Raw genomic sequence first — 7,350 nt, forward strand, 5'->3', positions numbered from 1 at the left:
GCGTCAGCGGATGACGATCTCGCCTTCTTCCAGGGCCGCCTTGCCGCCGACCTGGTCTTCCAGGAATTCCTGCACCCGGTTGCCCACCTGGATCTTGGTGCCGCCGCAAAAGCGCCGCGCGGCGATGATGGTGGCGGTATGCAGCGGCTGCAGGTCGCGGATCAGTTGGGCCTCTTCCTCGTCCAGCTCGATCAGGTCGCGGCCCAGTTTGGTGTGGGTGTTGCGGGCGCGTTCGACCACGTCGCCGGCCGCGCGCCCCGGATTGGCGTGCAGGAACAGCAGCAGTTGCTCCAGCTTGGCCTTTTCCTCGTTCATCTTCAGGCGCTTGCGCGTCAAGGCCGATCGCTTGATGTCGGCATGCGGGTCCAGGCCGGCCTGCACCAGCGTGGGCACGCCGGCGGGCGAGCCGATGGTGCCGGCGCGCACCGATTGCAGGGCGCGGGTCTGGCCGCCGGTGATGGCGGTCTGCTGGGTGTTGGGTGCGCCCACATTGACGCTGCCGCCGGCGGCGATGCTGCTCTGGCGGATCTCGCGTTCCACTTCGACGTTCTGCCCGGCGCTGATGATGGCGTTGGTGATGAAGCGGGCCCGCACTTCGCCGCCACAGACGATATGGGCGGTGCGCGCGGCGGCGTTGGCGGCGGCGCCGCCGGCGTCCGGCACGGCCTCGGCCATGCCGATGATGCCGCCCTTGACCGTGACGTTGCCGCCGGCCTCGACCAGGGCGGCTTCCATGGTGCCGTTGACGACCACGTCGCCGGTCACGCGCACTTCCATGGTGGCGCTGATGTCGCCGCGCACCTGCAGCGAACCCTGGAAATTGATGTTGCCGGTGGACAGGTCGACGGCGTCGACCTCGACCACCGGATTGACCTGCGCGCCCTGGTGGATCAGCTTGGGCGAGCCGGCGATGGCGGCGCGCAGCAGGTTCGGGTCTTCCGGATCGATCTCGACGCCGGACATCTCGGCGTTGAACGGCGTGTCCGGCAGCTCCTCGGGCAGCACCGGCTGGCCCAGCACGTTGCAGCCGTCGATGCCGGGCAGCGGCGGGATGCGGCGCATCAGCGGCATGCCCGGCGTTACCAGCAGCAGGCTGCCCAGGTCGCGGTAATCGATCTGGGCCAGCTCATCGATCTCCTGGGCGCGCGGCTTCAGGCGGTCCAGCAGGCTCTCGAAGCGGGTCGGGGTGCCGCGCGTGGGCGGCGTGCCCTGCGCGATCAGCACGGTCTGCGCGCCGCCGCGCTCGACGGCCTCGGCCAGTTCCTTTTCCAGCACGCCATGGACGATGCCCTGGTCGGCGATGGCCTGGCGCAGCACGGCCAGGGTCACCGGCTTGCCGCCCTTGGGCGGGTGCAGCGTGACCAGGGCCGACATGCAGGTGGCGTCCACTTCCAGGTCGAACGAGCCGTCGACCAGTTTGCCCACCGGCACCTGGACGGGCTCGGTGGCCTGACGGCACAGGTCGATGAAGGCGATGACGGCATGGTTGTCCAGCGCTTCGGGTGCCCAGCCCTGGGCGGTGGCCAGGGCGGCCAGGGAATCCCAGGTGGGCAGGGGGGCCGCCGGGGGCGTGGCGGAGGCGGCGTCCGCCGCTTCTTCCCCGGCCGGCACGTCCGGGGCCGAGGCGGCGCTCTCCACGGCGGGTGGCGGCGTGTATAGCGCCGTCAGGACGTTGGTATTGGCATCCAGCACCAGCTGGAGCGTGTTGTCTGCGCCCATCTCCGCCTCCCGCCCGGCAGTGTCCGCCGGGTTCCATTCATTTAGTAATTAAACGAAATATTGCGACATATGTTAACCCATGAACCGGGGGCTACTGCGCAGTAGGAGGGGGTGGTCAACCATAAAAAGATGTAGGCCCGGCCCTTATTTCAGACCGATGGCCACGGGGGCCCGCGCGGGCGGACGGTAACGCCGACGTGCCCTAGTCCATCGGCAGGAGCGACAAAGCGCGCGCGGCGGCTCAGCATAGGCGTTCGATCCCGCGTCCGCGGACGCCGCCGGAGCCTCGATGCCATGTCCCGACCTCTTTCCCTCCCGCCGGCCGTGCCGCGCCGCCGCCACGCGCGCGTGGCCGGCCTGGTGATCGCGGCCCTGGTTGCCGGGGCCGCGGCGCTGGCGCCGGTCGGCGGCGCCGCCGCCACCGAGATCTACCGTTACAAGGATCCGTTCGGCGTCTGGCGCGCCATGAAGGTGCCCAATGGCTACGCCAAGTATTACAAGCGCGCCCAGGCCCGCATCGCGCTGCGCGGCGCCCGCATCAAGGTCTGCCTGGACTGTGAGCCGCGCGCCGGTGACGGCGCCAGCCTGCTGACCCTGGGCGACCGGGCCGCGCGCTGGGGACCCGCGCCACCGTCCACGGCGCATGACGAACTGATCGCGCAGGCGGCCAGGGATTCGGGGGTGGACCGGGCGCTGCTGACGGCGGTGATCGCGGTGGAGTCGGGATTCCGCAGCGACGCGCGCTCGCCCAAGGGGGCGCTGGGCCTGATGCAGCTGATGCCGGCGACGGCGGCGACGCTGCTGGTGTCGGATGACATCGAGCGGGCGCTGGTGGACCCGGCCACCAACGTGAAGGCCGGATCGAGCCTGCTGCGCCGCCTGATCGACCAGTATCCCAACCGCCTGGACCTGGCGCTGGCCGCCTACAACGCGGGCGAGGGCGCGGTGCGCAAGTACGACGCGGTGCCGCCCTATGCCGAGACCCAGCAGTACGTGCGCAACGTCACGGCGCTATACCAGCAATACAAGACCCCCTAGGGGCGGATGCCACAACGCCCTGGCAGCCGCTGTCGGGCCGCCAGGGCGTTGTGGGGCGAGCGCGCGCCGGCGCTCAGATCGCCGCGAAGACCTTCTCGGCGATATCCAGCGTGGACTGGATCACCGCGTCGTCGTGGGTGGCCGAGACGAAGCCGGCCTCGAACGCCGACGGCGCGAAATGCACGCCGTGGTCCAGCATGGCGTGGAAGAAGCGGTTGAAGCGCGCCGTGTCGCAGGCCGAGACCTCGGCGAACGTGGCCGGCACTTTGTCGCTGAAATAGATGCCGAACATGCCGCCAACCGAGTCGGCCGAGAAGGCCAGGCCGGCGGCGCGGGCGCGTTCCTGCAGGCCCTGGGCCAGCTTGGCGGTCTGCGCCGCCAGCTTGTCGTAGAAACCGGGGGCGGCGATCAGGCGCAGCGTGGCCAGGCCGGCGGCCACGGCCACCGGGTTGCCCGACAGCGTGCCCGCCTGGTAGACGCCGCCCAGCGGCGCGATGTGCTTCATGATCTCGGCGCTGCCGCCGAAGGCGCCCACCGGCATGCCGCCGCCGATCACCTTGGCCAGGGTGGTCAGGTCGGGCTTGACGCCCGACAGACCCTGCACGCCCTGCGGGCCGACGCGGAAACCGGTCATGACCTCGTCGAAGATCAGCAGCGCGCCGTGCTGCGTGCAGACCTCGCGCAGCCCTTCCAGGAAGCCGGCGGCCGGCTTGATCAGGTTCATGTTGCCGGCGATCGGCTCGACGATGATGCAGGCGATGTCGGCGCCGTGCTGGGCGAAGGCCTCGCGCACCGCGTCCAGGTTGTTGTATTCCAGGGTCAGCGTGTGCGAGACGAATTCGGGCGGCACGCCGGCCGAGCTGGGGTTGCCGAAGGTCAGGAGGCCCGAGCCGGCCTTGACCAGCAGGCTGTCGGAATGGCCGTGGTAGCAGCCTTCGAACTTGACGATCTTGTTGCGGCCGGTGGCGCCGCGCGCCAGGCGGATGGCGGTCATGGTGGCTTCCGTGCCGGAGCTGACCAGGCGCACCTGTTCCAGCGACGGCAGGCGCGCGATCAGCACTTCGGCCAGTTCGATCTCGGCCTCGGTGGGAGCGCCGAACGACAGGCCGTTGACGGCCGCCTCCTGCACCGCGCGCACCACCTCGGGATGCGAGTGGCCCAGGATGGCCGGGCCCCACGAACCGACGTAGTCGATGTACTGCTTGTCTTCCGCATCCCACACGTACGGCCCCTGCGCGCGCTTGATGAAGCGCGGCGTGCCGCCCACGGAGCGGAAGGCGCGCACGGGCGAGTTGACGCCGCCGGGGATGCTGCGGCTGGCGCGTTCGAAAAGCTGGGCGTTACGGGACATGGCGGTCAGGGCTTCAGGTTGCGGTTGATGGAGTAGGGCGCGGCGCAGGCCGCGGCGGCGGCGCGGATGGCGGGCGCCTCGAACAGGCCGGTGATGACGGCGACCGAATCGGCGCCGGCGGCGGCCACCGACGCCACGTTCCCGGGCGTGATGCCGCCGATGGCGACCACGGCGGGACGCGGCGCGTCGCGTTGCTCGACCAGGGCGCGAGCCTCGGTCAGCACCGACAGCGGCGCGCGCACGGTGTCCGGCTTGACGCGCGAGGGGAACATGGCGCCGAAGGCGATGTAGTCGGCGCCGGCGTCCAGCAGTTCGCGGGCGCGGCCCAGGTCGTCGTAGCTGGAGCCGCCCAGGATCAGGTCGGGGCCGGCTTCGGCGCGGATGCGGGCCAGGCTGTCGTCGTCGCGGCCGACGTGGGCGCCGTCGGCGCCGACCTCCAGCGCCAGGCGCCAGTCGTCATTGATGAGGAACACCACGCCCAGCTCGCGGCATAGCGGCGCCAGGGCGCGCGCCTGCGCGGCGCGCACCGCGTCGGGCACGTCCTTGCGGCGCAGCTGCAGCGCGCGCATGCCGCCCTCGGCGGCCTGGCGCACCGCGCGCAGCAGCCGCTCGGTGTCGTCCCATTCAGGGGTGACGCCGTACAGGCCGGCGGGAAAACGCAGGGCTTTCATTGCGGTTGGATCCGGTTGGGAATGCGCCGGCCCATGCCCGGCAGGAAGCTGGCGGCGACCGCCGCGTCGGCGTGGGCCAGGCCCTGGCGCACGGCCTCGGGCATCTCCAGGCCGCGCGCCAGCAGGGCGGTGATGGCGGTGGCGGCCAGCCCGCCGGCGTCGCCGTTGCGGTCCGGGGGCGCCTGCCACGGCAGAGTGGTGGTCTGGCCGTTGGGGCCGAGCAGCACGTTGGCGTGGTGGCCGGGCCGCTGCGGGCTGCCCAGCACCAGCACCCATTCGGCGCCGGCGGCCACCAGGGCGTGCATCGGCGATGGTGCGTCCCCGATATCGATGTCGCCATCGGCATGCCATTGCGCCAGCCGCAGGTGCTCGACGATCAGCAGGTCGGTCTGCGGCAGCACCAGCTCGAGGATGGCGGCCAGCAGGTCGTCGGCATCGTCCTCGTCGGCGGCGTCGGCCGGCACCTGGGCGCGCTGGCCCAGGTGCAGCACCAGCGGCACCTGGCTGTAATCGGCGGCTACCTGGGCCGCTACGCTTGCCGTTTCGGCGGTGTATAGTCCGCCCACCTTGATCGCCTGCACCGACATGTCTTCGAGCAGGCAGCGGGCCTGGTCGTCGAGCAGGTCGGGCGACACAGGATGGATTTCTTCGATGCCGGCGGTATCCTGCACGGTCAGCGCCGTGACGGCCGCCAAGCCATGGCAGCCCAGGCGGGCGCAGGTGACGGCGTCCGCGGGCAAGCCGTCGGCGCCCGACGGATCGAGCGGGCCGAAGACCAAAACGAGAGGGGGAGTAACGGGGGCCACGTGGACAGCGCTAGAGTAAGGGTGCCCGGACTCATTTGCGGAGAATCAGGGGAACCCCTATTGGGTTTCGGTAAGATTGTCCCCATTCTAATGGAAGCCTCCCGCCTTTGCCCCGCAGCGGGGACGACGGCAGGGAATTGATGTAAGAGAGAACTATGCGTACTTGGATGTGTCTGATTTGTGGCTGGGTCTACGACGAAGAGGCCGGCCTGCCCGACGAAGGCATCGCGCCCGGCACCCGCTGGGAAGACGTGCCGCCGAACTGGGTCTGTCCTGAATGCGGCGCCCGCAAAGAGGACTTCGAACTGATGGAAATCTGAATCCGCAGCGCCGACGTATTCCGCCAAGGCTTGCAACGAGGGGAGGCCATGCCTGCCCCGCGCTCCCGACGGGCCGCGCCAGCGTGGCGGGCCCCCGGTTCTATCAGACTACCCACAGAGGGGTTGCCATGACGGAAAAACACCACGAAGACGCCTCCACGCAGGCCGCCAACTTCGCCAACCAGTTCCTGATCGCCATGCCGGGCATGGTCGAAGGCAGCCTGGCTGGCTCGGTCATCTACATCTGCGAGCACACCGAACGCGGCGCATTGGGACTGGTCATCAACCGCCCCACCGACCTGACGCTCGGCACCCTGTTCGAACGCATCGACCTGGCGCTCGAGATCGGCCCGGTCAAGGACACGCTGGTGTTCTTCGGCGGTCCAGTTCAGACCGACCGCGGTTTCGTGCTGCACGCGCCCGCTGGCGACTACAGCTCCAGCATCAAGCTGGGCGACATGGCCTTGACCACCTCGCGCGACGTGCTCCAGGCCGTGGCCGACGGCAACGGCCCCGCCCGCATGCTGGTCACGCTGGGCTACGCTGGCTGGGGCGCCGGCCAGCTCGAAAGCGAGATGGGCCAGAACGCCTGGCTGTCGGTCGGCGCCGATGCCCACATCATCTTCGACGTGCCGCCCGAGGACCGCTACCCCGCCGCGCTCAAGCTGCTGGGCATCGATCCCGTGATGCTGGCCGGCGACGCGGGCCATGCCTGAAGAAACCCTGCTGGCCTTCGACTTCGGCGAAAAGAAAATCGGCGTGGCCATCGGCAATACGCTGACGCGCCACGCGCGGCCGCTCGAAATCATCTTCAGCGAGGTGCGCGACGTGCGCTTCGCGCGCATCGAGGCGCTGCTGCGCGAATGGCAGCCGCACCGCGTCGTGGTCGGCCTGGCGCTCGACAGCGACGGCGGCGAACAGCCCGCCACCGCGCGCTGCCGCCGCTTCGCCAACCAGTTGCACGGCCGCTTCGGCGTCGCGGTGGAGCTGGTCGACGAGCGCGGCTCCAGCATGGAGGCGCAACGCCTGCTCGGCACGCACGCGGCCGACGACGCCATGGCCGCCGCCGTCATCCTGCAACGCTACCTGGACAAGCCGCCGGCGGCTTGACGCCGACGCCGGCCCGCTCATGCTCAACCCGCAACTCGACCGCCGTGGCGAACTGATTCATCTGCTGACCACGGAGGGCTTGCCGCGCCGCCATGTCGAGCGCCTGCTCGACGCGGCGGCCGGTTTTGCCGCTGACCAGGCGCCCGCCGTGGCCGCTACCGGCCTGCCCGTGTTTCTGGGCCTGCCCGCCGGCGACACCGATCTGCGGCAGGGGTTCGAGGCCGCGGCCGCGCGCCTGGGCCTGCGGCCCGTGGCGCTGGCGGATGGCACGGGCCCGGGCGCCGACGCCGGCGTGGATCGCGGTCATGGCGTGGGCGCCGGCGACCCGCCCGCGG

8 protein-coding genes and 1 pseudogene are annotated in these 7,350 nt (G+C 70.6%); 5 read left to right on the forward strand and 4 right to left on the reverse strand.

What is annotated here, in order from left to right; translation table 11 throughout:
* Nucleotides 1–3: 3 nt before the first annotated feature.
* Nucleotides 4–1,719 carry a flagellar assembly protein A gene (locus AruCF_RS02050; RefSeq protein WP_049071074.1) on the reverse strand — a complete coding sequence of 572 codons (1,716 nt, stop codon included), beginning with the start codon at nucleotides 1,717–1,719 and terminating at the stop codon, nucleotides 4–6.
* Nucleotides 1,720–2,013: 294 nt separating this feature from the next.
* Here AruCF_RS02050 and AruCF_RS02055 point away from each other — a divergent pair, with 294 nt between their 5' ends.
* Nucleotides 2,014–2,757 (forward strand): lytic transglycosylase domain-containing protein, encoded by a 744-nt coding sequence (locus AruCF_RS02055; RefSeq protein WP_049071075.1) that lies wholly within the window; start codon nucleotides 2,014–2,016, stop codon nucleotides 2,755–2,757.
* Between the two features lie 73 nt (nucleotides 2,758–2,830).
* Here AruCF_RS02055 and hemL read toward each other — a convergent pair whose 3' ends face one another.
* Genes hemL through AruCF_RS02070 form a run of 3 tightly spaced genes read right to left on the reverse strand, consistent with a single transcriptional unit; the run spans nucleotide 2,831 to nucleotide 5,585 of the window.
* Nucleotides 2,831–4,108, reverse strand: a complete 1,278-nt coding sequence (hemL, locus tag AruCF_RS02060) for a glutamate-1-semialdehyde 2,1-aminomutase (protein WP_049071076.1) — start codon at nucleotides 4,106–4,108, stop codon at nucleotides 2,831–2,833.
* 5 nt (nucleotides 4,109–4,113) lie between these two features.
* A complete protein-coding gene (thiE, locus tag AruCF_RS02065) occupies nucleotides 4,114–4,779 on the reverse strand; it encodes a thiamine phosphate synthase (RefSeq protein ID WP_049071078.1) in 666 nt (221 codons plus the stop codon).
* A complete protein-coding gene (locus AruCF_RS02070; protein ID WP_100509616.1) occupies nucleotides 4,776–5,585 on the reverse strand; it encodes a bifunctional hydroxymethylpyrimidine kinase/phosphomethylpyrimidine kinase in 810 nt (269 codons plus the stop codon). Before AruCF_RS02070 ends, thiE begins: the two co-directional genes overlap by 4 nt.
* Before the next feature lie 155 nt (nucleotides 5,586–5,740).
* Between AruCF_RS02070 and AruCF_RS02075 the strand changes: the two genes are divergently transcribed.
* From AruCF_RS02075 to AruCF_RS29625, 4 genes and pseudogenes are all read left to right on the forward strand, one after another.
* Nucleotides 5,741–5,905: a rubredoxin gene (locus tag AruCF_RS02075; protein WP_003814980.1), complete on the forward strand. Its 165-nt coding sequence runs from the start codon at nucleotides 5,741–5,743 to the stop codon at nucleotides 5,903–5,905.
* Between the two features lie 128 nt (nucleotides 5,906–6,033).
* Nucleotides 6,034–6,621, forward strand: a complete 588-nt coding sequence (locus AruCF_RS02080; protein ID WP_049071082.1) for a YqgE/AlgH family protein — start codon at nucleotides 6,034–6,036, stop codon at nucleotides 6,619–6,621.
* Nucleotides 6,614–7,015, forward strand: coding sequence for a Holliday junction resolvase RuvX (gene ruvX / locus AruCF_RS02085; protein WP_049071083.1), 402 nt, complete (start codon nucleotides 6,614–6,616; stop codon nucleotides 7,013–7,015). The genes AruCF_RS02080 and ruvX overlap by 8 nt, the downstream gene beginning before the upstream one ends.
* A 19-nt stretch (nucleotides 7,016–7,034) precedes the next feature.
* A pseudogene (locus AruCF_RS29625) lies at nucleotides 7,035–7,350 on the forward strand (hypothetical protein); the annotation flags it as partial.

Source organism: Achromobacter ruhlandii, assembly GCF_002082135.1.
GTDB lineage: Bacteria > Pseudomonadota > Gammaproteobacteria > Burkholderiales > Burkholderiaceae_B > Achromobacter > Achromobacter ruhlandii.

Excerpts from the sequence above, each read along its gene's own strand:
- AruCF_RS02055 (WP_049071075.1), top strand. The coding sequence starts at position 2,014 with ATGTCCCGACCTCTTTCCCTCCCGCCGGCCGTGCCGCGCCGCCGCCAC.
- AruCF_RS02075 (WP_003814980.1), top strand. The coding sequence starts at position 5,741 with ATGCGTACTTGGATGTGTCTGATTTGTGGCTGGGTCTACGACGAAGAG.
- ruvX (WP_049071083.1), top strand. The coding sequence starts at position 6,614 with ATGCCTGAAGAAACCCTGCTGGCCTTCGACTTCGGCGAAAAGAAAATC.
- hemL (WP_049071076.1), bottom strand. The coding sequence starts at position 4,108 with ATGTCCCGTAACGCCCAGCTTTTCGAACGCGCCAGCCGCAGCATCCCC.
- AruCF_RS02080 (WP_049071082.1), top strand. The coding sequence starts at position 6,034 with ATGACGGAAAAACACCACGAAGACGCCTCCACGCAGGCCGCCAACTTC.
- thiE (WP_049071078.1), bottom strand. The coding sequence starts at position 4,779 with ATGAAAGCCCTGCGTTTTCCCGCCGGCCTGTACGGCGTCACCCCTGAA.
- AruCF_RS02050 (WP_049071074.1), bottom strand. The coding sequence starts at position 1,719 with ATGGGCGCAGACAACACGCTCCAGCTGGTGCTGGATGCCAATACCAAC.